Source organism: Campylobacter sp. US33a (genome assembly GCF_004378855.1).
In the GTDB taxonomy this organism is placed as follows: domain Bacteria; phylum Campylobacterota; class Campylobacteria; order Campylobacterales; family Campylobacteraceae; genus Campylobacter_D.
In genome coordinates, this window is the sequence record NZ_RYYL01000013.1 from 1 (window position 1) to 23476 (window position 23476).

Here is a 23476-nt window from a genome sequence, read left to right on the forward strand (position 1 = left end):
ACTGTAAATTTACAGAGCTTCAGCTATTTCTAAGATTTTGAATTTTGATTTATGATTTAATTATGGGAAATATTAATAAAAAGGATAAAGATGGCTTATTTGTATGAGATAGATTTTGATGAGTTTTTTGAAAAAAATGAAGTAGATTTAGATAGTTTCATACAAGCTTGTGAAAATAATTTTCCTCTTTTTAGAGAAGTTGCTAATCAAGCTGGATTTGATTTAGAAGACAAAGATGATGTTGCTGGTTTTATGAGGTATTTACAGGATATATATAAATCGCCTAATGGAATGAGTGCTGGATTTGGAGGTTTTGTTTATTATACAGAAACAAATAATTTTTTTGAGGATAATGCAGAAAAAATAGTAGATTATCTTAAGGATTTTTCATATGGGCTTGGAGAAGATTTAGATACTTTTGTTTCTAAATTTAAAAATGGTGGAGATTATATTGAAGATGCTCTTTTAAATGATGGAACACATTTAAAGAATGATTTGGTATGGGTTTATATAGAAAATTCAACTTATAATTTAATGGATAGTGTATCTATTGATGATTTTGAATATAAAAGTATCCTTGAATTAGTAGAAGAGAAGAAAGATGAACTCAAAGAAAAAATTGAAAATGGAGAGAATGAAGAAGTATTAGCTTGGATTAATGGCGATGAACATAAATATTTTACAAGTGAAGATTTTGAAGAATTATTTGAAAATGCACAAGAATGCAATAATGAAGAAATTGCAGAAGAGCTTAGAAGTAGTGGATTAATTTCTAGTGATCATTTTAATGAAATAATAAACCAAAAGATAAAAATGAAAACACTAGAAGAAAATATCCATTCTATGACAGGCAAAGAATGGAAAGAGTTTCTTGAGATACGAGATGCAATTAAATTAATAGATCGTAATGGATGTAATGATAATTCAATGTTATTGGCAAATTGTATAGATAAAAATACTCGAGAATTTCGTAGTGAAATTAAAGTGGATTTTGAATATTACAATGCTACTCTTTTTTTAACCTTCAGAGAGTTGTTCTATAAAGACAATGAAAATGATGAGATAAAAGAAGAAATATTAAAAGAATTGGAAATTGAAAAAGATTATGAAATAGACAGTAAGAAACTTGATGATTATTTTGCATATGAAGCTTTTAAGGAAATAAAATCTTTCAAAGAAGCAATAAATATCAAGGATTACACAATGATTAAAGAGGAAAAGATAAATAGACATAGAAGGAATATGTAAAATGAACACAATAGATACAATGAAAGAAGAAATAATGCGCTCAATTAAAGAATATCCACATTTTAATCTACTACATACATTATATGAAAATATCTATTATGAAAGAACAGATATAGCTATAATGCCTGATAATTTCTTTATGGAAGAGCTTGATATGAATATTAGAGGCAATCTGAATGATATTTCTTTGTTTGAAGATAACGATAATACTATAAGTTTTTTTGATAATCATAGAGAAGAAATGAAAGATTGGATAAAAGATGAAGCTTTCCAGACTGGTTGTAATAATTCTTTAGAATTTTTAGAAAAACATTTAGAGCTTACTTTGGAAGATTTTTTTGATGAGCAAGAATTTGTTAAAGATAAAATTTTATGCGCATTTGCATATTCTACATCTTGCTCTTTAGAAGAAAAAGTAAATCAATACTTTAAAGCAAAAGAAAATATAGCAGAAAATATATTTGATAGATTCTTATCAGAAAATGGTGTGGAATTAAATGATAATTATAAGGATGAATATTACCATAAAGCCTTAGATTACATTGAAAAAGCAATTAACCATTTTAAACATTCTTACACTGAAATTTATGAAGAATTAGAAGTAAACTATGATTTAATAGATACTTTGAATGATAATTATACTAAATCTTCTCTTCCTGAAAATATTCAAAGAGCCTTAAGTCCATATCTATATTTTACACCAAAAACAAGAGTAGAACTAAAAGAATTAATTGAAGATGAAAGTATTTATTTAGGTGATATTGATACTAGCAACATTACTGATATGAGTTATTTATTTCAGTATTCTACTCGTAAAGATTTTAGTGGTATTGAGAATTGGGATGTGAGTAAGGTTGAAAATATGAGTGGGATGTTTCGTAAAGCATATTATTTCAACCAGAACATAAGCTCTTGGGATGTATCTGATGTCAAAGATATGAGTGCAATGTTTAGAGGTGCAGAGAGCTTTAATCAGCCTTTAGATACTTGGGATACAAGTAATGTAAAATCTATGAATAGGATGTTTCATAATGCCATATCCTTCAACCAAGATATTTCAGGTTGGGATGTATCCAATGTTGAGGATATGACTGGAATGTTTTATGGAGCTATATCCTTCAATCAAAACATTGGTTCTTGGGATACTAGCAACATTACTGATATGAGCGAGTTGTTTGATGGAGCTGAGAACTTCAATCAAGACATTGGTTCTTGGGATGTGAGTAAGGTTGAGAATATGAGAGGAATGTTTGAAGATGCCACATCTTTCAACCAAGATATTAGTGGCTGGGATATGAGTAGGGTTAAAGATATGAGTTGGTTGTTCTCTGGTGCTATAAACTTTAATCAAGATATTTCGAATTGGAACACAAGTAATGTGGAGAATATGAGTGGAATGTTTTATGGCACTACATCCTTCAACCAAGATATTTCAGGTTGGGATGTATCCAATGTTGAGGATATGACTGGAATGTTTGAAAATTGTCCTATAGACAATTCAAACAAACCTAAAGAATTACAAGATCAAAAAGATCAAAATTTTGTTAGAAAACAAAGATTATAAGGACATAAATATGATTGAAAGATATACACCACAAACTAAAGAAGAATTAAAAGCATTAGTTAAAGATGAAAGTATCAATCTAGGTGATATTGATACTAGCAACATTACTGATATGAGTTATTTATTTACAAATTTCACTCAAACTGACTTCTCAGGGATTGAAAAGTGGAACACTTCAAATGTTAAAAATATGAAGCATATGTTTTCGCTATGTAAATTTTTCAATCAAGATATTTCAGGTTGGGATACTAGCAAAGTTGAAAATATGGATTTTATGTTTCACGGTTGTCACTTATTTGATCAAGATATATCTAAATGGAAAGTAGGTAATGTTGAGAGTATGGAAGGTATGTTTTGGGGATGTGAAAGTTTCAATCAAGATATTTCAGGTTGGGATACTAGCAAAGTTGAAAATATGGATTCATTATTTGCTCGAACTTATGCTTTCAACCAAAACATTGGCGGTTGGGATACTAGCAATGTGGAGAATATGCGTGGGATGTTCTCTGGTGCTATAAACTTTAATCAAGACATAGGTTCTTGGGATACTAGCAGGGTTAAAGATATGAGTGGAATGTTTTATGGCACTACATCCTTCAATCAAGATATTTCAGGTTGGGATGTATCCAATGTTGAGGATATGACTGGAATGTTTGAAAATTGCCCTATAGACAATTCAAACAAACCTAAAGAATTACAAGATCAAAAAGATCAAAATTTTGTTAGAAAACAAAGATTATAAGGATAATATTTATGGCAATGATGTTATTTTTTTGCATTATAGGTGGCGTTTTATGGATATATTCTTCTTCGGTGTTTTTATCTAGAAATATTTTAAGACATTATGCTTTAATTTTGTTTTTGGTATCATTTATGACTTTTGGCATATCTGTTTTATTAATAAAGAATGATAAAACTTCATCTGAATACTATCTTTTATTTATTCCACTATTTTTAGCATCAATGTTCTATACAAGATATAGAAAAAAAATGAAAGATCTAAGAGTTGTTGCTGATCAGCAAAGATACTGGGAAGAGGTTAAACCAGAAGATGTTGATAATTTTTATCAACATAGAAAAAAAGAAAAAGAAAAAAGAATATCGGTTAGTGTAAATGTCAAAGATAAAAAATTTTTTAAAATATTCGAAATAAATCAAAATGAAAATAAGAGATATATTTCGCTTAGTTTTTTCAAAACTTTAAAAAGAATCGAGAATGAATTTACTGTAGTTAAAAATACTGATGAACTCAAAAAATATTATTTATATGACATCGTTTTTAAAAAAATTAAAGGTATTATCAAACAAGCAGAAAAAATGGTTGATTATGAAGAAGTTCTAAAAAATAATAATTATTACGCTGAATTTTTCTTGCTTTTTCTTTGGGAAAATTATACGCAAAGAACTAATATTTCAAATTCTAACTTATTAATATTAGCTGAAAGAGAAATAGAGGAAGAATTTGTTGGAGCTTTGGATAATATTGATTTAAATTCTGTCAAAAAAAGAGGTTCTGCGCTTTATTATAGATATATGGTTTTTTATAATAGAGATGTAAAATATATTACCCGCGAGAATAAAGAACTAGAAGGTAATTTCTTATGAGTAAAGAAGAAATTATTAGTTTAATAGAGCAAATAAAACAAAAAGAGCGTGAAAAATATAATAGTGTTATTTCTGAAATGAAAATGTTTTTTGAAAACTCACAAGCGAATTATGATAAAATTATAAATATTTTAAAAGGAGAAAACAATGGATTTAGAAATGACAACAAAGAGGATATTGACAAATACAGATTTGAGTCCTTATTCAATGGAAGAATTGAAGCAGATGCTAGAGATAGCAAAGGATCAGGATTTGGAATTATCAGCCCTAATGATACAAAGACAAATTCTATTAATTCAAGCTCAAGAAATAGAACGCTCACTACAACAAGAAATTCAAAAAGCGATGAAGAAAGTTTTTCCAGATTTAGCAAGCTAATATATGATAATAATATAATAAGCGAAATAGAAGTTAATAACTTTATTTCTATACTTAGTAATCATACATCTAAAATTAATCAAAGTGAACAATTTTCCAATTTATTATATAAAAATATAAATAGCTTAATTAATGCTATTGATTTTGATGAGAACAGCAAACTACAAAAGCAAGCTTTGATTTCTGTTTTGACATTAAAAAAAATTAATCCCAATTTTAATCTTTCTATCTCTAATATTATTGAAAAGTTAAAAAGTGTATTTTATTTTGAAAATAAACATACACCAAAAATCAAATCAGAACTCAAAAAACTTGTTGATGATCCAAATATCAATCTAGGCGATATTGACACAAGCAATATCACCGATATGAGTTTTTTGTTTAAAAACTCCACTCGTAAAGACTTTAGTGGCATTGAGAGTTGGGATACAAGCAATGTTAAAGATATGAGTGCAATGTTTGATGGAGCTATATCCTTCAATCAAGATATTAGCGCTTGGGATACAAGCAAAGTTAAGGATATGTCTTATATGTTTTATAGAGCTAAATCCTTTAACCAAGACATAGGTTCTTGGGATGTATCCAATGTTGAGGATATGACTGGGATGTTTAATGGTTGTATTGAGTTTAACCAAGACATAGGTTCTTGGGATGTATCTAGTGTTAAGGTTATGATTTTTATGTTTCAAAATGCTATTAGCTTCAACCAAGACATAGGTTCTTGGGATACAAGTAATGTGGAGAATATGGCTGGGATGTTTTTTGGAGCTGAAATTTTTAATCAAAATATTGGAATTTGGGATGTTTTGAGTGTTGAGGATATGGATGGGATGTTTCAAGATGCAAAAAGTTTCAATCAGGATTTAAGCTCTTGGGATACACGCAATGTTAAAGATATGAGAGGAATGTTTGAAAATTGTCCTATAGACAATTCAAACAAACCTAAAGAATTACAAGATCAAAAAGATCAAAATTTTGTTAGAAAACAAAGATTATAAGGACATAAATATGATTGAAAGATATACACCACAAACTAAAGAAGAATTAAAAGCATTAGTTAAAGATGAAAGTATCAATCTAGGTGATATTGATACTAGCAACATTACTGATATGTCAGGATTGTTTTTGGATTCCACTCGTAAAGACTTTAGTGGCATTGAGAGTTGGGATGTGAGTAAGGTTGAAAATATGAGTGGGATGTTTGAAAATTGTCCTATAGACAATTTCAATAATCCACTTTTTTTAAAAAAAATATTTAATAATGATATGACTTTAGAAAAAGTTGAAAAAATCTTATCTAAACTTCCAAGTAAATTAGTATTTCAAGCCTTATTTAAACAAGAATTAGAATTTAAAAAAAAAGAAAATATTAATATTGAAGACAATATTCTTAAAGATTGTGTTAAAGAACTATACAGCGAGTATTTACATAGCTTTTCAGATCAGCAAATGTTGAATGAATTTTGGTTTGAGAGGGCTGAGGAAATATTAAATGAAAAGTTAAGTAATATAAGCGATAGCAGTCTTGCGGAGTTAAATGTAAATAAAAAATATAAATTATAAGGAAAAGATTATGAAAAATTATAGTCAAGAAACAGCAAAAACTGTCTCTATAGCTCCAGAGAGATATAACACGCTTGAATTTCTTAGAAGCGATACTTTTTTCACTTGGTTGTTTTATATTACTGGATTTGTAGCAAGTATTTTATGTATAGTTGCTTGCTTCACTCTTTCTGCGAACATTTTGGTATTTATATGGACTTCTGTTGTTTTGCATATATCGTTAATTTTGGGACTTTATATGAGTGTTGAAAAAGTTGATACAATGGAGGCAATAATTCCAAATGAACCCAATAAAAAATATTTGCTAAATTTGGGAAATGAAGTTCAAAAATTTTATGGTGATGCTGTTAAAACTGCTAGGGTTAAAAACAATCAATTAAGACCGCTTTTGGTAAATGCTGAAACCGTAAAAAGACACTTTCTATGTATGGCTACTGTTGGTGCTGGAAAAACCGTGTTTATGAAAGGTTTATTAGAACAGTATATTAAACTAGGTGGAGGTGGAGTCGCTGTAGATGCCAAAGGAACTGATGAGTTTGCAAGAGAGATGTATGGACTTTTTGCTAGCTTAGGAAGAGAAGATGATTTTTTCCACATAAACTTCTTAGATATGGCACATACTCATACCATTAATCCGCTAACTAGTGGTAATGCTAATGCTTTGTTTGAAATTTTATTGCCATTATTAACTGGAGAAGAAGATACTTGGAAGTCAAAAGCAAAAGAAATGATGCTTGTTGTATTAAAACTCTGTGTTTATAAAAGAGACAATGAAAAAGATTTTGTATTAAATTTTTCTTATATACAAAAGATTTTAAATGCAAAAACATTGAGTAATTTAGCTTTAGAATATAAACATTTAGCTGATAGAAAAAATCCAAAGTTTGATATCGGTATTGAAGATTTTTGTTTATGGGCTTCAAAATCATTTGGGTTTGATTACAATGAATTTTTATCAGCTGATCCAAATGATGAAAAAATAATTAAAAAAATAGATGAAGAAATAGCAAAAGGAGATGGTTCTCCTGGCGTATATTCAATCAATGTAGGGGTTGGTTTTTGGAGTAAACCTTTAATGACTTTAGGAAGTGATTATGGTAGAGTTTTTAATGTTCCAAATCCTGATATTTCGCTTTGGGAGGCAAGTCAAAGAAATAAATTTATTTTTATTACTTTGCCTTCAATGGATTCTGTTGAAACTCCAAAACAACTTGGAAGAATTATTCTTTCATTAATCCAAGCTGTAGCTGGAAAGAAGGTTAAAGATGCAGATGAACCCGTGATACCATTTTTGACAGTTTTGGACGAATTTGGTTCTTTTGTAAATGAAGGTTTTGCTCTTTTCGAATCCAAATCTCGTTCTTTAGGGATGGCAATGATGCCATTTTTTCAATCACCTTCGCAAATAGATGTTGTTGCTAAAAATGATTATGAAAGAAGACAAATGATAGATGTTACTGGAGTTCATATTATAATGAAAACATTGCATCCTGAAACTAGTGAATTTTATTCTAAGATGGTTCCTAAAGTCAAGATATTGGAAAGAAACTATAGTCAAAGAAGAGAAGGTGCTACTACTGCTGGAAATGCTGAAGATAGCTATGGGTTAAAAGAAGAGGATGCCATAAAACCTCAAGAAGCTATGAATATGAGTAATGGCGAAATGATGGTTATTGCTAATGGAAAATTACATAGAGCAGTGGCAAGAGCTGAAAGTTCATTGCTTAGCAAAGGAAAGAAAACAACTTATGATGAGAGTCCACTTCCAATTACTGAATATGTCTCTAAGTCAGAGTTTTTTACAGAAGTAACGCATTTGCTAGAAAATCCTATTTTAAATAATGTTTTTAAATTCGACAAAAAAAGTGCTTAATTTTATTATAGAACGGTGTTCAGACACCGTTTCCTATCTTTTCAATTTGTTTTTCCATAAAACGAATTCCTTTTAAGCTATCAAATATACTTATAATAAAGATAATGGCTAAAATTCCTAAAAAAACCATACTTGAATATGTTTCTTTGCCGTGTAAAGCAAAAATGGTAATCATTAAAATAATGTCGATAATCAAGGCTATAATAGAGTAATAAAATCTCTTTTTTTCTTTTTGTAAAATACTATTTTGCATTTTTATTGCCTATTTCCAAGTAATAAATAAATGTTGAATTATTTTTTTTAATAAGAGTCTCTAATTCTTCATTGATATTTGAAAATTCTCTCGTGTAGCTGTAAAGTGCATTTGCATATCTTAAAATTGCCTGCAAATCACCTACATTTTTTTCACTAAGACTTCTTTTGTCTAATGCTTCTCTAAGTTGTAAATAATTTTCATCATTTAATGAAAAGCATTTTAAATCATCTGTAATTGCTTTAATTGTTTTTTCTCTTCTGCAAAATAGATTTTTAACTTCATCACTAAAAAAAGTTTTTGAAGTAGTATCTATTAAATTCGGATCTATATCAAAGTGCTTGTTTTTTTCTTGCTTTTTATAATGCTCCAATTTTTTAGAATACATTTTGTTTTCTATTTTGCTTTCTATATAATTTTTTAAAGTCAAAACAATAAGAACAAGACAAATTCCTAAACTAAACCAATTTAAATTCTCTATTGTCATTTTATTTCTCCTTTTAAAAGTTTTTTTATTAATACATTCTCTCTCATTTTTTCTCCTCTTTACAACCACCTTCATCGCATCTTAGAATTAAGATACTGTTATCATCTTTATTTTTGAAAATAACATTAACATAATCATCGCTATACATTGTTGATATATCCTCATATTTAGAGCTATCAAGAGTTTTAACTTCTTTAGATTTAAAATAAATAGATATTTTTTTATCATCATTGATTACAAGTCCTTGATCTGAAAAGAATTTAATATTTATTTCATTTTGAAATGTAAAAAAGATGATAAATACTAAAAGCATTACAGAACCAAACAATGCAAAAATATCATTTGTTGTATTAAGTAGAGTTTCAAACTCCGTTTTATTTTTATAGATTTTGCTTGATATTCTTTTTATATTAATAACACCAAAATAAATAAGTGCAATTCCAAGAATAAAAGATAAAATGCTAAAATGCTCTTTAATAGCACTAAATAAAAACCACAATCCCGATAAAAAACATATCGCATATGCTACTATTATAATCTTTTTCATTCTTTCTCCTTTTACTTTGCTTTCAAAATATTTGAAATTTTCATTTGACTGTTTTGTAAATTTGATTGATTTGTTCTATACTCTCTCAAACTCTTTTCATATTTACTAAATAACTTAGAAAAATACTCTACATAAAAATCTTTTGTTTTTTTAAATAAATTTTTATCAATTTTGCCTTTTCTATAATATTTTTCACATTGAACTAATGCAAAAGTCATCTTTTTATTTTCAAAAGCATTTACTTCAAAAACACTTATTCTAATATTTGGAAACTTTTTATCAAGTCTTTCTTTAATAGAATTATTAAAAATATTTATAAATTCAATAGTTTCTTTTTCGCAAGATAAATAAGATTTGTCATAATTAGGACTTTTTGATACCAATAAAATAAAAAGACAAAAAACAAAAAAGAGAGTCATTGTAATTATAAACAATTCTAAAGACATTTCTCTGTTAATAGAATATTTTTGAAAAAAATATGCATTTAAAAATACCACAGCAATTGTTCCATAAATTGCAATTTTATTAGTTTCTAACAACCAATATAATCTTTTTGAAAACATAATTCTTTCTTTGATTAAACTTAACAGCTTCATTTTATACTCCTAACTTCTTTAAAATCATTTCTTGATTTGATTTACAATCAAGTTTTTGGCTTTCTTCCTTTAACTTTTTTACTAATTGTTTTCTAAAAAAATCAATATAATATTTTTTAGTTTTATTCAATAAATTTTCTTTTATTTTTCCTTGATGATAATTGTATTGACAAAATTTTAATGCAAAAATTTTATAATGAAGAATATCAATTTTAAAATCTTCTTGAAGTTTTGAAAGCTCATCTGCTAATTCATTTTGCAAAGAATGATTAAAGCTTTTGATAAAATCATCATAATCTCTTTCCTCTGTTGTTTCTAAATTGCCAAATATAAAAATAGACACAAAAAAAGAAAGAAATGATAAAAATTGTAATGTAGGTATTTCTTGTTCATTTAGTTCTTGTCCATTGAAGTATGTATAAAAATAAATACCAATTATTGCAACCCAAAAAGTATAAAAAGATAAGAAAGCTATAGTGCCAACATAAACAACTCTTGAAAACATTATTTTTTCTTTAATTAAACTCAATAGTTTCATTTGATTCTCCTGTGTTAGAATTTTCAAACTCTTTTTGTTTTTTTAGCTTCTTTTTAATTTAAATGTATAATATATACTTGTGAAGTAAAAAATAAAAACACCAAGCATTGATAAAGCACAAATTCTGCTTACAAATATCTTTTTAGTATTATCACCAACAATGAATAATAAAGACACAATAATTCCAATTAAAAATGCGGAGATCCAAAATGGCAAACTAGCAATACCATTCATTAAAAAATCATAAAATAAATTTTGCGAAACCATATTTTAATCCTCAACTCGTATCTTTAACTCTTGATTTAAGCCATTTTCAATTTTTTTCAAAATTTCTAAGTAACTTTCGACTTCTTTCATTCTTCCAAGCTCAAAATTTATATTTTGATTTGTTCTTACAAAATTCTGAAAGACTTCTTTAACAATAACCATTTCATTGTAAGATAAAGTTAGATTAATTTCTTTGTTTTCCATTTTAATTCCTTCTTTTATTTTCCAATTTCTTAACTATCCAATTAATCCACTCTTTAGCTATAGTTTCAGCTTTGTCATAGTCTCTATTGTAAGAATATATATGATTTAAATCAAACCCAAAGAATGTTTCATTATGTTTTAATCCTTTTAAACCGAGTTTATCCGGATTAAATATGTATGTAATATTTCCACTTTCATCACTAGTATGATTTTTGCAATAATTTAATCCTAAAGAATTAAATAGTTCTTTATCTAAAATAATATATCCACAATGAAACTCTTTAACTTTTTCAATAAAGTATTTAAGTCCTTTATACTTTTGGATTTTAATATTATCGTAAAGGTAGATCATTTTAATAGTCCCTCGTTTTCGTAAATATTGCCGATAATTTCAATGGTATATCCTTCATCTTCAACTAAATAAATTAAAGAACCTATGTAATCTCCACTTTTACTCTCAAGATAAAAAGTCCCTTCTTTATGAGTGCTAATTTTTGCTAAAAAGAAATCGTATGGACTTTTAACTCTAACAATATCATTTTCATATACTTTTTTACCATTTTTATCATAAAGTCCAGTCCATAGCTCGATTTCTAAATCATTGCTATTTCCTATAAACATATCTGAGATATCAGCAGTATTTGCGTAAAATCTTGAAATTCGCCCAGCAATCACTCTTTCGTTATCTAATTTAATTAAAGTCGGCTCTTTCTTTAAAAACTCTTCTTTAGTTTTATCCCAAATCCTAAAATCAAAATCTTGTAATTTCATTGTTTATCCTTTAAAAGTTTTTAATTTATACATAATTATATCACAATTTTTAGTAATTATTACATAAAAATACATAAAAATATGTAAAAAATAGTTAAAAATATGTAATTTTTACTAAAATATAGTAATTATTACATAAAAATATGCAAAAAATAGTTAAAAATACATATTTTTGTGGTTCAAACACTCTACAAATTAAGAAAATAAACACTGTAAATTTACAGAGCTTCAGCTATTTCTAAGATTTTGAATTTTGATTTATGATTTAATTATGGGAAATATTATAAGGATATGGAATGATCAAAAATACTGAAATTTTGAAAATGGTTCCTATAGCACAATAGGTGAAATTAATAATCTATATACAGTTAGCATTCCTGAGATATTAACTCAGGAGCTAGGTGTAGCTAATGGTGATTTTGCTATCAATGATGTTCAAATGAATGTTAATGGAAAATATCAAGTGAGTTTTCTTTGTAGTGATGCAGATCAACTTTTGCAAGATCTTGAATATTACATTATAAATGGAAACAAGCTTAATGAATATTCCAAATTTGCTCTTAGAAATACTGATAATTTCTATGATTTAGAAGAAATCTTAAAGGAAATAGAAATAAACGAAACTAAAGTTTTACAAAAGCAGAGTCTCGGAACAAAATTTTAAGCAAGAATAAATCAAAACAATAAGGAGAAAAAATGGGTTGCAGGACAGTTACTAATATTATTAATATTAATATTGATGAAAATTTTAATAAAAATATTAAAGGAAATAGCTTTTTTTCTGTATATGGGCAAGAAGGTTACAATATTTTGTTTGGAATTAAATCTTTGGCAGAGGATAAATTCTGGGAGAAATATCCCCAGTATAAATATTTTATAGAAGAAAGTTTCATTAAATACGCAAGCCCATTAAGTAAAGTTGATTATGAAGGGACGGCAGATGCTGTGTTCTATAGAAAAAATGACAAGATATTTGCGTGCATTATGGCTGAAGTTGATGAAAATAATTCATTATTTTTTGCCAATAATGTTTATATTGATGAAAAGTTTATTAGAAAGACAAGTTTTATTAACCCTATTAGCCCTATTGTAGATATATATACCTCTAGAAAGGCTATCCTTCCAATAGAAAAATATATGGAATATAGATATACTGAGAACTTCAATAAGCAAAATGATTTGATAAAGGAAATTATTAATAATTTCGTTAAGTTTTATAAGGTAGAACCGTTGCAATTAGATTTTGATTTTAGCAGATTTGATGAAGTGTTAAATCAAATTATTATGCCTAAATATACACCACAAACCAAAGAAGAATTATTAGCGTTAATTACAAATGAAGATATTAATCTTAAGGACATAGATACTAGTCTTATCACTGATATGTCAGGATTGTTTTTGGATTCCACTCGTAAAGACTTTAGTGGCATTGAGAGTTGGGATACAAGCAATGTTAAAGATATGAGTGCAATGTTTGATGGAGCTACATCCTTCAACCAAGATATTTCAGGTTGGGATGTATCCAATGTTGAGGATATGACTGGAATGTTTGAAAATTGTCCTATAGACAATTCAAACAAACCTAAAGAATTACAAGATCAAAAAGATCAAAATTTTGTTAGAAAACAAAGATTATAAGGACATAAATATGATTGAAAGATATACACCACAAACTAAAGAAGAATTAAAAGCATTAGTTAAAGATGAAAGTATCAATCTAGGTGATATTGATACTAGCAACATTACTGATATGTCAGGATTGTTTTTGGATTCCACTCGTAAAGACTTTAGTGGCATTGAGAGTTGGGATACCAGTAATGTTGAAGATATGTCTCATATGTTTTCTTTTGCATCTTTCTTTAATCAAGACATCTCACAATGGAATATAACGAATGTAAAGTATATGAATAGGATGTTTGATAATGCTATATCTTTCAATCAGAACATAAGTAGTTGGGATGTTGAAAATAAATTTACGGCTTGGATGTTCGAAGAATGTTCGATAGACTTTCGTAATAAAGCAAAAAATTTTGAAAGAAAATATATACCTATAGATTTAGAAAATTTAAAAAAACTTGTTGATGATCCAAATATCAATCTAGGCGATATTGACACAAGCAATATCACCGATATGAGTTTTTTGTTTAAAAACTCCACTCGTAAAGACTTTAGTGGCATTGAGAGTTGGGATGTGAGTAAAGTTGAAAGTATGGCATTTATGTTCTTGGGATGTAAATTTTTCAATCAAGATATTTCAGGTTGGGATGTGAGTAAAGTTGAGAGTATGGCACATATGTTCGAAAATGCTATTAGCTTCAACCAAGACATAGGTTCTTGGAACACAAGTAATGCTGAGAATATGCGTGCAATGTTCTTAAACGCAATATCCTTCAATCAAGACATTGGTTCTTGGGATGTATTCAATGTTAAAGATATGAGTGAGATGTTTAAGGGTTGTATTGAGTTTAATCAGTCTTTAAATGATTTTAAAGTGGATAATGTTGAAAATATGCGTAGTATGTTTGAAAATGCCATAAATTTCAATCAACCATTAAACAAATGGAACACAAGTAATGTAAAAGATATGTATCATATGTTTGATAATGCTAAGAGCTTCAACCAAGATATTAGTGGCTGGGATATGAGTAGGGTTAGTGATAGTGAAGGAGCATTTGATAATTGTGTTATAAAAATGGATTTTGTTCCGCTTTTATTTTTTAATAAAGAAAATAAAAATGATAGGAATGATAATACAGTAGATAATTCCAGTGACTCTAAAAGTTTATTCTTTGAAGCGCTTCAAAATTTAAAATCCGATAATTTAAATTTAAATAGTATCAGTGAATTCTATAATCAACACAAACAATCTTTAGATGTTGGTATTGTAAATGATATAGAAAGTAAAACAAAGGTTTTTATTTCAGAAATTTATGAGCTATTATATAACTCCGTAAATGTGAGCAATGATAAAAAAGAAGCTATGCATATAAGTTTAAAGTGATATTACATATTTTTAACTATTTTTTACATATTTTTATGTAATAATTACTATATTTTAGTAAAAATTACATATTTTTAACTATTTTTTACATATTTTTATGTATTTTTATGCAATAATTACTAAAAATTGTGGTATAATTATGTATTACAATTTTTTAAAAGGATAATAAATGAAAGTGAACTTTAAATTAGCGATAGGCTCTGTTTTGCTAAGTAGTTTTTTAGTTGGTTGTGGAGCAACAACAGATATAGAAGATGATGAAATTTGTTCCAATCCTAAGATTATTCAAAAGCTCGTAATTGATAATATGAGAGCAGATTTGGCGGCTCAAGTAAAACCAGAAGATGCTATCGTTAGGGTTGCACCTAGTAAAAATATCAGTTATTTAGCCAAAGAAAAGGACATTGATATAGACTCTGTGAAGCTATGTTATTTTGATTTTAAAAAAATCAATTTTAAAGATAATTTTAAACTTTATGAAAAAGATGGAAAGCTTGTTGGTATAGTTGGATTTGGAGTGGAAGTCCCACTGGACTTGTAAAAATGATTAACAGTAAAATATTTATCTTGAGTTCTATAATACCTTTTAATGATAGAAGGGCAAGTTTTGTGAGATTCGTAAAGGCAAATGATATAGAATTAACAAAAGAAAGAACAAAATGCGGACTTGCTTATATTATAAGCAAACAAGATATTCAAAAGGCTTTTAATCTTTTTAAAAAAAGCCCCAAAAAACCAAATTATTTTAGTGAAATGAGTTTACTTGAAAAAGCATTTTTAGATGTGGAAATTTTCTTAAAACAAGGAAATTTAAAATGAAAAAAACAGATTATTATAATTTTTTAGATGAAGTAGATTGCTTAATGAAAAAATACAAAGAAGAACAAAAAGAACTTACAGAAAAAGTGATTAGTGCTTTAAAGGAGAGAAAATGAAAAAAATACCAATGTCAATTGGATTGTTAATGTTAATTTCAGTGGATGTTTTTGGGTGTTTGTGTGCAGGGCAAATTGCCAATGGTTTTAATCAATTTACTTCAAATGTCACGCACTCGATTAATTCTCAAACTCAAGCAATTGGAAATGACAATATTCCTAGCATAGAAAAAAGTGTTGAGTTATTAAAAAAAGAAAATGATATTTTAAAGAAATTTAATAAAGCGCAAAAAGAAATTGTTCTAAAAAAGGAATATTTTATTTTTGAGCTCAATAAGAAACTCCAGTTGGCGCAATGATACAGCAAGCTAGAAGTTCTAATTCAAGAAGCTTTTTAAGAGAGGCTGAAGATTGTGTTTTGATTTTAGATAGTGTAGAAAATATCAATTATTTTCAGTCTCTTATTAATAATGTTGTAGCAAAACGCAAAAATAACGAAACTTATACAGGCGCAAAAGAAGCTAGAGAACAACTTTTAGCTTTACTTAAACGATATGGAGAGGTTAAAACTGCTAATGTATGGTGTAGAAATTTAATTGTGGAAATCGATAAGATTAATGAGTTAAGAAATATTCTTGCCAAAAAATTAGATGAAAAAAATATTTTTGGAGTTTTAGAGATACATTTACAAGATAGAGAAATTAATTCTCCGCATTTACAATTTGTTGGAATTAAAGCAGAAGAGGCTGAGACTATAATAGCTCAAACTGTGGTCGAACTTGGATATGAAATATCTTTAGAGAGCGCTATGAGTAAGAAAAATTTTATTCCTTATTATGAAGAAAATTCTAAAGCAAGAACAATATCTTTATCAGAACAATTGAGCTTTGAAAAACAAGAGAGGCAAATTAAATTAATAGAGAACGATGGAGTTTCATTTTATGAGCAAATAGAAATAGAGAGAAAAAAATTTTATGAACTTCTTAACACAAAAGTAGGTTTATCTAAAAGTTTAATTGAAAACACTAGGATTGGAAAAGTTCGTAAAGATTATGATTATTATAAAAAATCAACAGTTAGTTTAAAGCGAGATTTAAAACAAAAAATAGAAAATTTTAGAAATAAATTACGATAAAAAGGAAAAAATTATGGAAAACACAATCGAAGTAAAGCAACATCATTTTGATGCTAATACTTTACATATGAATACATCTTCAAAACTTCCTGTGATTGGACTTTTATCTGAGTATTGGACTGGTGATGAAGATAGTTTTACAAAATATTTATTAGACAATCAGATTTTGCCATCAGAAACTACAATTAATAATGTTGAAGAACTGCTGGACTTTTCTAATAAAATTTTTGCAAATTTAATCAAGATGGGACAACAAGGTAAAATTGAGAAATTTGATTTTAAGCTTGCTTCGCTTTTTAAACCTAGATTTTTAAGAGATTTCGAGCAAAAAGAATTTCAAGTTTTATTGTTTGATATTTCTGGGTTTGACAATGAAGAAATTAAGAACAAAATTAAAGATATTTTTCTTAGTGTAAAAAGTAAAAGTTTTATAGAATTTAAAGAAATTTGTGAAGATAAAATGTTTTTAACTATTTCTCGTAGAGGCATAGCAGAAACAAAAGATAATGATGATGACTCAATTGCAAAATTATCTATTGCAACTGCAAGAGATAGGATTACTCTTTTAAATAATTTTCAGAGCGCTAAAGACAATAACTATATTTCAAGTGATTTTATTTTAAAAATGGCAACAATGATGCAAGAATCCGATTTATCTGGAATTAAATTTAATGTTAGAATGACTGTTGGATATAACGAGTATGATGCAACATATACAGCAGAAGAAGTGATCGCTGAATCTTTAAAAACAAAACAAGAAAGAGAGGCACTTCAAAAAGTTGAAGAAATTAAACAACAAGCAAGAGAAGAAATTAAACAACAAGACAATTTAAATAGGATTTCTTTATCGCCTGATTCAAATATGGAACAAATTCAAAAAGCTCAAACGCAAATTAGAATGAGCAAAGAATTGGTTAATGAAATTAAAATTAATCCACAGCCTTTGAACATAGGTGATGAGTATGTTATGGGTCTTTTTGATGATTATTGTAAAAAGGAGATAGAAAAAAAGAATATTCTTTTAGAAAGAGCCAAAGAACAAGGAAAAAACGCTTATCAAACTTTAAAATCTCATATTGAAGCTGGTTTACCTATTTTAGAAGCTTTAAATAGGATAAAAGAGCAATATAGACAAGATGAAACTGTAATGTTTGCATCATTGTTGCTTACAAAAGATATTGTAAATGTTGCCAACAAAGACATTAAAATTACCGATTTAAGTGTAAAAAATACTGAGTTAGAAAAAGAGATTGAGAAATTTTCTCTTGATCTTGTGAAAAAAGAAGAAAATATTACCAATCTTCAATCTGCTCTTACTAAGAAAAGTAACGAAATGAATTTGCTTAAGGAACATTATAATGAAATAATTTATAAAATGAAACAAGAGCTAGAAGAAAATATTAAAAGTCTAGAGACTGATTTTAATAGCAAAATAAATGAAGCCAATGATATCATTGATGAGCAATCTAAGATTATTGATAGATTAACTCCTTATGAGGATCAGGTTGTAAGAAAAGATGAGCGTATTAAAGAACTTGAAAGCAAGTATGAAAGAATCTTGGAAGAAAAACTTTCTTTAGAGGGTGATAAAAAAGCAAGTATTGCTATGATGAAAGCAATGGAAGATAAGGTTCAGAAAAACGAAATGAAATCAAAAGAACTTGAAAGCAAGTATGAAAGAATCTTGGAAGAAAAACTTTCTTTAGAGGGTGATAAGCTTGCTAATATTACAGAATTAGTTCATTTAAAAGATGAGAATCAACTATTAAAGAATAAAGTTAAAAATTTAAAAGAAGAAGGTGTTAGGGTTAAAGAATTGGAGATGCAAGAAAAATTTTTAAGAGATAAGATTGCAAATTTGGAGAATCAAATAAAAGAAACAAATTATCTTATGCAAAAAATTGTTGCAAACACCAAAGATGATGAATTGAAAAGTCCAGTAGATATATTGGGACATAAATTAAAATGAAAGTTGAGTTCTGAAAAATAATATAATTTAAGTTATATTTTATATTATTTTTTCGGTATATTTTTTTATTTGTTAAGAAAAGTAATCTGTGTAATTATTATTTAAAATGGTTATATTTAGGTATTTGTAATAGATTTATTAATTAATATAAGGTTAACAATAGTTTTTATTTAAAAAAAATTTAAGCTTAAAATAGCTATCATTTTCCTTTATTTTTTAAACTATGAAAAGTATCTTATAGAATGAGGATTGTAGTATGAGTAATACCGAAGAACTTCCTGTGATTATCGGGGGGGGGGGGGGTTGATTATCCCAATCTCCAAAATTTAGAATATGACATATGGTTAATATCCGAAGATATTGATTATTATAAAGATACAGTAAAAAAATTCTCCTTAGATATACAGAATCAAGAGTTACTAATTTTTCCCCAAGAAAATGAAATATATCAGAAAATTTCACAACGATCAAATTATCCAGATAAACATTTCGTTGTGCTCAGCACAGAATATCCTTCAAAAAAATTAGAAAGCATTTTTATTATCAAAGAATTACCATTAAAAAAAGGTTTTTTAAGCACACAGCAGTTCAATGCCAATATTGAAATTAGTGAGGCTTTGCAAAGGCGTTTAGGAATTTCTGTGATTAATTCCCCTTATAAACTATCAGATGTTGGCGGTGCTTTTGCATTAAAAGAATATGCTAAAAATGTAATAGAAGCTGAAAAATGTGGATATAAATGCAAAGGAATATTTTTAGTGGGTGTTCCTGGAACTGGAAAAACTTTTTTCCCAAAATGTTTTGCTGGTGAACTTAATAGACCTATTATACAACTTAATCTTTCTGAAATTATAGAATCCGATAAACCAATTGCAAAACTCAATTCAATATTTTTCTTTCTAACAAAGATGCAAAAACTTTATCCAACCTCAAAATACATCATTTTAATTGATGAGATTGAAAAGATGATTGGAAATTCATCTGCATCTTCAGGAGAAAAGCAAATATTAGGAAGATTGTTGACTGTTTTAAATGATATGCACACTGAAGCTTCTGAATTTAATTTTGATGCCATATTTTTTGCAACAGCTAATAATCTCGGAAATATTCTCTCTGAAAATCCAGAGTTTTTAAGACGAGGTAGATGGAATGAATTATTTTTTATTCATTTGCCAACTGAAGAATTTGCTGAAGAGATATTTCGAATTTATATCAAAAAAAAGAAGCTCGAAGCCATCTTTCAGGAAGAGCAAGATTTGAAAGATTTAATGAGTGATATTATATGTGAATATAGTAGAACTTCATTGGATGGAAGGTTTCCTTATACTGCAGCCGAAATTGAGAGCTTCTGTGACAGAATCAGCTTTTTTTTAATATCTAAAAAAGAAAAATTTGATGCCAAGCAAGACATAAAGCGTTGCATAAAGGATATTTTTCCAATCTCAAAAACAGCTTTTTCATCTGTAAGTGGTATGGTTGCTCAAAAAGATCTTTTTGTTGAAATATAGAGAAAGGCATAAATGTATTTTTTAAAATTAATTGATTGTATAGAAAATAAAAATTTGAAAAAAATTAATTTTTATATTGAAAATAATTTGTTTTTCCGTAATTACAAAATTGAAGAAATTAATGATTTGGCAAGTGTAAATTATTTTATAAAAAAAATATTAAAGCAAATTTTTGATGTTTCTGAAAATACGAATTTTCTTTTTGTAGAAGATGATGCAAAATGGGCTATATATACCACAGCTACCGAAAATGCAAATTTAGTTGTTATTAATAAAAAAAGAGTTTTGACAAATTATTTTGAAACACAAATATCAAGAAGGTTTGATGGAGTAAAAGAAGTTTTTAATTATTTAATTATAATGGGTTCTATTTTAATTACATTAAAAAAAACTATTTTTATAAACCCATTTGAAAACAACAATAACATTGGCGAGAATTATGTATCTGCAATGAAATTTTTAAATAATTTAATTACGACATCAGATTATATTTTTGAAAAAAAGGAATATTGTAAAAAAATTACTAATTTTTTCGTAATGAGTTCTGATTCTAGCATAGAAAAAATTATGTCTTATGGAAAAAAGTTTGCGTTTAGTATAGTTTTTTTATTTTTTGAAAACAGAATAACTCTTGAAGAAGCTTCTGAATTAATTGATTTTGATAATAAAGATAAGTGTTTGGAATTTTTAAATAACTATGAAAAAGTTTCTAGGATTTTTTATTTAAAAGAAAAAGGCTTTAAATGAAAATTAGATTTATGAAATTTCCCTTCTTTTTTTGGGCAAATCGCAAGAGCGTAGATTGTGATATTAATTTTAAAGATATGCAAATTAGTTTTGTTGGTTCAGATGGGTTAATTAAAAGCTATAAAATTCAAAGGATTAAAAAATGGCAATTTATTTGCTTAAAATATTTTCCATTTTTTATATTAGTTGCAATATTTTTCAATAAGTATGATTTTGGTTTATACACATCAAAAATTCTTTCTTATATTTTTGCTTTAATTTTTATGCTTCCAATAACACTAATTGATAATGAAAAAATCAGAAGTATGTTTATGGTCACAGTAATTCTTATTTGTTCAGCAGTTAGTATTTATATGAATAATCTAAATATCGTCTCTTATGCTATTAAATATTTTATTTTTATTTTTGGATTTTTTATGTTGTTTTTAGACTTGAAAAATCAAGCCTTTTGGCTTATTGAAAATAAAAAAATTGTCTCGTCTTTTGTTATAGGAAATTTAAGTAATGAAAAAATATTAAACAAGGAAAAACAATGAGAAAAATTTTGCTTGCAATTTGTGTAACATCATATTTATTTTGTGCCGAAGCAAATAATCCATTAGCTCCGCAGAATTTCATTCAACCAAAAGCTATTGAGCAGAATCAAAATAAAGATTTAAATGATTTAAAAACAAATGAATTTTATTTAAATATGGATGTTAATGATATTAGAAATATTCAGTCGAGAGATAAAGAGCTTAAAGATGCTTTATATCAATTTTCACAAAAAGAAATAAACTATAAGCCAGTCATACGACCTATTTCTTCTATGGATACCATTCAATTACATCCGTATTTTACACATTCTATTTTGTTGCCAGAAGGTGCTGTTATAAGTTATGTGGATAGCTCTGTGGAAATGGCTATTTTAAAATATGAAAACAATATGTTGATGTTAAGACCAAAAAGCAATTTTGATATTGCAAATTTGGCAATAGTTTACAAACTTGATGAAAAAAATCAAATACTTAATATTCTAGCCGAGAGATACAGTGTTAGAGATGGAGAAAAGTTGAATCAAGTGATTACTTATAAAAATATAGAAAAAAGAGATCCATTATATGTGATTCAAGCTTATCGTATGCAAAATGGGAAGTTGCCTGACAAAAAATACAACTATATAAAAATAGATGGGATTGACTATCGTATCGTTGAAGACAATCAGTATGGAAATATTTCTATTGAAAATAAAAATTATAGGGTGGACAACAATGTCATATACAAATGATTCTTTTTTAAAGGGTAGGGAATTTGTTGAATTTCAAAAACATATAGGAGCATTAGCTGGACTTTTGTTGAAAATAAAAAAAGAAAATGCTGATATCTTTCTTACTATGTTAGAGAATGAAAATGATTTAAAACAAATATGTGAATTTGATCAAAAAAATAATGGTTACCGTATTAAAGATGGTTTTTCAGAGAATGACTTAAAATCCCAAATGGAAAGTATAAAATCTGATATAAAAAAACTTGAAAGTTCTTTTGACAATAATATTGCATATTTCAAATCGTGCATAGATTTAATATCAGAACACTTATCTGTTTTGGAAGAAAAAAGCAAAAAACCACTATTTTTCAAAAAGAAAAATATCAAAGAGGATATGAAGGAATTGGATGTTTCTAATACAAAATTTAAAAAAAATCATTTTACATTAATTGACTAATAAGGAAAAAATAATGGCAATGTTTAATCAAATCAAAAAGAAAAATTTAGACAACAAAGATAAAAAACCATCTTTGTTTAAAAACAAAAAAATATTAATAGCTGGCGGTGTATTTATACTAATACTTTTTCTTTCATTACTTCTTGTTTTGGGAAAATCAAATAAAGAAAAAGATATAGAAACTATGTCAAAAAACATAGCCCAACAGCAAGAAATGAACACCACCAATGTTGCTCCTCCTCCTCCGCCTAAGTTGGAATTTAATATGGACAAAATAAAAAAAGATATGCTTGAAGCAAATAAATCACAAGAAGTGGAATTAAAAAAGCCACAATTTGATGATGAGAATGTTTCACTTAATAATTCCCAAAAACAAATGATTGAGGAGTTAAGTAAAAATGATGGCATAAATATAGATGGTTCTAAGCTGGAAATTAAGCCAGAGGATATGATTGTTTATCTAAAAGCCAAAAAGGAAACTTTGATTTTTAATCCTTTAAATGATTATTTTTCCTTTGATGGAAGGACATATAAATCAGGAGATGTTTTCAAAGGTTGGTGGATTATTGAAGAGATTAATGAAAATTTTATTCGTTTTATAGATGAAGAAAATGGCTATGCCTATAATTTGAGATTTATATAAA

Annotated in this window: 29 protein-coding genes; 21 read left to right on the forward strand and 8 right to left on the reverse strand. The window is 27.1% G+C overall.

Features of this window, described 5'->3' with window-relative positions; all coding sequences use genetic code 11:
- The first annotated feature begins 90 nt into the window (after window positions 1–90).
- From ELQ16_RS08610 to ELQ16_RS08640, 7 genes are read left to right on the forward strand one after another with little or no spacing between them, the layout of a single operon-like run.
- On the forward strand, window positions 91–1248 hold the full coding sequence (locus ELQ16_RS08610; RefSeq protein WP_134239138.1) for a hypothetical protein: 1158 nt from the start codon (window positions 91–93) through the stop codon (window positions 1246–1248).
- A 1-nt stretch (window position 1249) separates the two neighbouring features.
- On the forward strand, window positions 1250–2812 hold the full coding sequence (locus ELQ16_RS08615) for a BspA family leucine-rich repeat surface protein (RefSeq protein WP_208335090.1): 1563 nt from the start codon (window positions 1250–1252) through the stop codon (window positions 2810–2812).
- Between the two features lie 10 nt (window positions 2813–2822).
- Entirely contained in the window at window positions 2823–3554 is a 732-nt protein-coding gene (locus tag ELQ16_RS08620; RefSeq protein ID WP_134239139.1) for a BspA family leucine-rich repeat surface protein, read from the forward strand.
- 11 nt (window positions 3555–3565) lie between these two features.
- Window positions 3566–4417 (forward strand): hypothetical protein, encoded by an 852-nt coding sequence (locus ELQ16_RS08625; protein ID WP_134239140.1) that lies wholly within the window; start codon window positions 3566–3568, stop codon window positions 4415–4417.
- The gene (locus ELQ16_RS08630) at window positions 4414–5793 is read left to right on the forward strand and encodes a BspA family leucine-rich repeat surface protein (RefSeq protein WP_208335091.1); all 1380 of its coding nucleotides are present in this window, start codon (window positions 4414–4416) and stop codon (window positions 5791–5793) included. Before ELQ16_RS08625 ends, ELQ16_RS08630 begins: the two co-directional genes overlap by 4 nt.
- Before the next feature lie 10 nt (window positions 5794–5803).
- Window positions 5804–6358, forward strand: a complete 555-nt coding sequence (locus ELQ16_RS08635) for a BspA family leucine-rich repeat surface protein (protein WP_208335092.1) — start codon at window positions 5804–5806, stop codon at window positions 6356–6358.
- Between the two features lie 10 nt (window positions 6359–6368).
- On the forward strand, window positions 6369–8231 hold the full coding sequence (locus tag ELQ16_RS08640) for a type IV secretory system conjugative DNA transfer family protein (RefSeq protein WP_134239141.1): 1863 nt from the start codon (window positions 6369–6371) through the stop codon (window positions 8229–8231).
- 19 nt (window positions 8232–8250) lie between these two features.
- Here ELQ16_RS08640 and ELQ16_RS08645 read toward each other — a convergent pair whose 3' ends face one another.
- The 8 genes from ELQ16_RS08645 to ELQ16_RS08680 form a co-directional block, all read right to left on the reverse strand.
- Complete coding sequence (locus ELQ16_RS08645) at window positions 8251–8484, reverse strand: hypothetical protein (RefSeq protein ID WP_134239142.1); 234 nt, start codon at window positions 8482–8484, stop codon at window positions 8251–8253.
- On the reverse strand, window positions 8474–8971 hold the full coding sequence (locus tag ELQ16_RS08650; protein ID WP_134239143.1) for a hypothetical protein: 498 nt from the start codon (window positions 8969–8971) through the stop codon (window positions 8474–8476). Before ELQ16_RS08650 ends, ELQ16_RS08645 begins: the two co-directional genes overlap by 11 nt.
- 43 nt (window positions 8972–9014) lie before the next feature.
- A complete protein-coding gene (locus tag ELQ16_RS08655; protein ID WP_134239144.1) occupies window positions 9015–9518 on the reverse strand; it encodes a hypothetical protein in 504 nt (167 codons plus the stop codon).
- A gap of 11 nt (window positions 9519–9529) precedes the next feature.
- Entirely contained in the window at window positions 9530–10114 is a 585-nt protein-coding gene (locus ELQ16_RS08660; RefSeq protein ID WP_134239145.1) for a hypothetical protein, read from the reverse strand.
- 1 nt (window position 10115) lies between these two features.
- Entirely contained in the window at window positions 10116–10652 is a 537-nt protein-coding gene (locus ELQ16_RS08665) for a hypothetical protein (RefSeq protein ID WP_134239146.1), read from the reverse strand.
- Between the two features lie 270 nt (window positions 10653–10922).
- Entirely contained in the window at window positions 10923–11123 is a 201-nt protein-coding gene (locus ELQ16_RS08670) for a hypothetical protein (protein ID WP_134239147.1), read from the reverse strand.
- 1 nt (window position 11124) lies between these two features.
- Window positions 11125–11475: a hypothetical protein gene (locus tag ELQ16_RS08675; RefSeq protein ID WP_134239148.1), complete on the reverse strand. Its 351-nt coding sequence runs from the start codon at window positions 11473–11475 to the stop codon at window positions 11125–11127.
- A complete protein-coding gene (locus ELQ16_RS08680; protein ID WP_134239149.1) occupies window positions 11472–11894 on the reverse strand; it encodes a YopX family protein in 423 nt (140 codons plus the stop codon). Before ELQ16_RS08680 ends, ELQ16_RS08675 begins: the two co-directional genes overlap by 4 nt.
- A 439-nt stretch (window positions 11895–12333) precedes the next feature.
- On the opposite strand from ELQ16_RS08680, the gene ELQ16_RS08685 reads away from it, so the two are divergent.
- The 14 genes from ELQ16_RS08685 (at window position 12334) to ELQ16_RS08750 (ending at window position 23475) form a co-directional block, all read left to right on the forward strand.
- On the forward strand, window positions 12334–12558 hold the full coding sequence (locus ELQ16_RS08685) for a hypothetical protein (RefSeq protein ID WP_134239150.1): 225 nt from the start codon (window positions 12334–12336) through the stop codon (window positions 12556–12558).
- A gap of 32 nt (window positions 12559–12590) precedes the next feature.
- Window positions 12591–13532 (forward strand): BspA family leucine-rich repeat surface protein, encoded by a 942-nt coding sequence (locus ELQ16_RS10340; protein WP_243832621.1) that lies wholly within the window; start codon window positions 12591–12593, stop codon window positions 13530–13532.
- Between the two features lie 10 nt (window positions 13533–13542).
- The gene (locus ELQ16_RS08695; protein ID WP_134239151.1) at window positions 13543–14895 is read left to right on the forward strand and encodes a BspA family leucine-rich repeat surface protein; all 1353 of its coding nucleotides are present in this window, start codon (window positions 13543–13545) and stop codon (window positions 14893–14895) included.
- 169 nt (window positions 14896–15064) lie between these two features.
- The gene (locus ELQ16_RS08700) at window positions 15065–15436 is read left to right on the forward strand and encodes a hypothetical protein (RefSeq protein ID WP_134239152.1); all 372 of its coding nucleotides are present in this window, start codon (window positions 15065–15067) and stop codon (window positions 15434–15436) included.
- A 68-nt stretch (window positions 15437–15504) separates the two neighbouring features.
- Complete coding sequence (locus tag ELQ16_RS08705; RefSeq protein ID WP_134239153.1) at window positions 15505–15714, forward strand: hypothetical protein; 210 nt, start codon at window positions 15505–15507, stop codon at window positions 15712–15714.
- A gap of 112 nt (window positions 15715–15826) precedes the next feature.
- On the forward strand, window positions 15827–16129 hold the full coding sequence (locus tag ELQ16_RS08710) for a hypothetical protein (RefSeq protein ID WP_134239154.1): 303 nt from the start codon (window positions 15827–15829) through the stop codon (window positions 16127–16129).
- On the forward strand, window positions 16126–16905 hold the full coding sequence (locus ELQ16_RS08715; protein ID WP_134239155.1) for a hypothetical protein: 780 nt from the start codon (window positions 16126–16128) through the stop codon (window positions 16903–16905). Before ELQ16_RS08710 ends, ELQ16_RS08715 begins: the two co-directional genes overlap by 4 nt.
- A gap of 13 nt (window positions 16906–16918) precedes the next feature.
- Window positions 16919–18874 (forward strand): hypothetical protein, encoded by a 1956-nt coding sequence (locus tag ELQ16_RS08720; RefSeq protein WP_134239156.1) that lies wholly within the window; start codon window positions 16919–16921, stop codon window positions 18872–18874.
- 641 nt (window positions 18875–19515) lie between these two features.
- Window positions 19516–20382 (forward strand): ATP-binding protein, encoded by an 867-nt coding sequence (locus ELQ16_RS08725; RefSeq protein ID WP_166739679.1) that lies wholly within the window; start codon window positions 19516–19518, stop codon window positions 20380–20382.
- A 12-nt stretch (window positions 20383–20394) separates the two neighbouring features.
- Window positions 20395–21129, forward strand: a complete 735-nt coding sequence (locus ELQ16_RS08730) for a hypothetical protein (RefSeq protein ID WP_134239158.1) — start codon at window positions 20395–20397, stop codon at window positions 21127–21129.
- On the forward strand, window positions 21126–21665 hold the full coding sequence (locus ELQ16_RS08735; RefSeq protein WP_134239159.1) for a hypothetical protein: 540 nt from the start codon (window positions 21126–21128) through the stop codon (window positions 21663–21665). Before ELQ16_RS08730 ends, ELQ16_RS08735 begins: the two co-directional genes overlap by 4 nt.
- Entirely contained in the window at window positions 21662–22396 is a 735-nt protein-coding gene (locus ELQ16_RS08740) for a hypothetical protein (RefSeq protein WP_134239160.1), read from the forward strand. The genes ELQ16_RS08735 and ELQ16_RS08740 overlap by 4 nt, the downstream gene beginning before the upstream one ends.
- The gene (locus ELQ16_RS08745; RefSeq protein ID WP_134239161.1) at window positions 22350–22832 is read left to right on the forward strand and encodes a hypothetical protein; all 483 of its coding nucleotides are present in this window, start codon (window positions 22350–22352) and stop codon (window positions 22830–22832) included. The genes ELQ16_RS08740 and ELQ16_RS08745 overlap by 47 nt, the downstream gene beginning before the upstream one ends.
- Window positions 22833–22845: 13 nt before the next feature.
- Complete coding sequence (locus ELQ16_RS08750) at window positions 22846–23475, forward strand: hypothetical protein (RefSeq protein WP_134239162.1); 630 nt, start codon at window positions 22846–22848, stop codon at window positions 23473–23475.
- Window position 23476 lies beyond the last annotated feature (1 nt).